The sequence below is a fragment of the Mesorhizobium sp. M1E.F.Ca.ET.041.01.1.1 genome, assembly GCF_003997355.1.
Taxonomy (GTDB): Bacteria; Pseudomonadota; Alphaproteobacteria; order Rhizobiales; family Rhizobiaceae; genus Mesorhizobium.
Genome location: NZ_RZSL01000941.1, coordinates 1 through 1,564, shown reverse-complemented (window position 1 = coordinate 1,564; position 1,564 = coordinate 1). Strand labels below are relative to the sequence as shown.

Genomic DNA, 1,564 nt, shown 5'->3' with positions numbered 1-1,564 from the left:
GACCTGTGTTGTTTTTGTGTACGGGACCATCCGTTTAGGCGGCGGAAGTCGGGTTCAGGTTCCCTTGTGGAAGATGTCGGCGGTCGTGGCGTTACTCGTTGCTGGCTACTTGCTGATCGATGCATTTGCTGGCTTTTCGATCCTGCTGGGCGTTGGAGTGCTGCTCGCGACATACGGCCTATTTGATCCCGGCTTTGGGCGATGGCGAGCAAGCGAATTAGGAAAAAATCACAGTGTATCATAGCTGGCTTGATCGTTGGGATGAGCGGCGTGCGCGACGCGGTGAGGTAGGGAAGAAGACAACGGATTTCATCCTTGACGCGGACCGCGCCTTTCCGGGCGCGGGGAAGATTGCAAGCATCGAGGAGTTTTGTGTCCTTGCCGACCAGGCCGTGGCTGATCCAGCCTTTTTCGATGAGCCGAGTGAGAGCGATGAGCGTTTTGAATGGAAAGATGGGTGGCTAAAATTTCCGTCGGACGTTGCGACTGATATCGCACCGAACAATGTTGTGTGGGCGAAAGTCACAGAAAGCGGGTCGTTCGATCGGGCAATGGTGATCTTTCACCATTGGAATGCAAGCGCGCGGAATCGTCGGATTGCCAGTTTTTTCTCGCGGCGTGGTATCACCGTTGTCGAAATTGCCATGCCGTATCACTTCGAGCGCAGCCGTCCTGGCTCCGTCCACGCCGATTATATGCTTAGCCCCAATCTCGGGCGAACGATCCAGTCCATAAGGCAGGCAGTATTGGATGGGCGAAAGCTCATACGTTGGTTGAAAAGCGAAGGCTATAGAGAGATTTCGGTTCTTGGTATGAGCTTAGGGTCCTGGGTCGCGGGGTTGATTGCTGCGCGCGACCAGGCTGTGTCAAAAGCCTCGCTGTTCCTGACGGCGGGGAGTCTAGCGGACATGGTCTGGACGGGCCGTGCGACACGATCGATACGCGATAGCCTTGACCCTGAGATTGAGCTGACCGATCTCAGAAGGGCCTGGGGCCCACTTAACTTAGAGAATTACGCACATAGTCTGGCACGGCCTGATCTCGATCTTCACGTCGTGTTGGCCAAGAGAGACAAAGTGGTGTTGCCGGCGCTCTCGGCGAGGTTCATGCAGAGGCTGGAGAACGCCGGAGCCAGGCTAACTATTTTGGCATTGAACTGTGGTCACTATTCGCTTGCCATGCCGCCTTACATTTTGTTCGCCGGTTTGAGCTTGAAACGGTTTCTGTCGTGTGCGGACAACTCTGCCCTGGGTTGGCGGCGGAAGCGGTAGTTTCCTCGTGCGGCGCGCACTGCCTTGGCGATCGCCTTGTTTATGGCGTCGAGGTCGCAGTTTTCGGGATGAAATTTGCGGCCGGCCCACCGGCGCATGGCCTTATGCTCTTCGTGACCGGGTCGCGCCATGCTTCGAGGAGCTCGGCATAGCCGTGCCGGCCGCCGACGTCCTCTGGCGGCCCTAACCGGCCAGCTGCAATGCAGCGAGGATAATTGACGCCTGCCTCGCGCGGAAGGCGTTCCAGACGGAGCAGATGGCGCCAGTTGTCGCCGAAGTCGTACTCATAGAGG

1 protein-coding gene and 2 pseudogenes are annotated in these 1,564 nt (G+C 57.2%); 2 read left to right on the top strand and 1 reads right to left on the bottom strand.

Translation table 11 applies throughout. The annotated features are described in order from the left end of the window. Positions 1-244, top strand: a pseudogene (locus tag EOA38_RS39920) (hypothetical protein); the annotation flags it as partial. Continuing rightward, complete coding sequence (locus EOA38_RS36160) at positions 234-1,271, top strand: dienelactone hydrolase-related enzyme (RefSeq protein ID WP_127301466.1); 1,038 nt, start codon at positions 234-236, stop codon at positions 1,269-1,271. The pseudogene EOA38_RS39920 and the gene EOA38_RS36160, both read left to right, overlap by 11 nt. Here the strand turns inward: EOA38_RS36160 and EOA38_RS36155 are convergent. Then, positions 1,187-1,564: pseudogene (locus tag EOA38_RS36155) on the bottom strand (plasmid pRiA4b ORF-3 family protein); the annotation flags it as partial. The gene EOA38_RS36160 and the pseudogene EOA38_RS36155 overlap by 85 nt on opposite strands.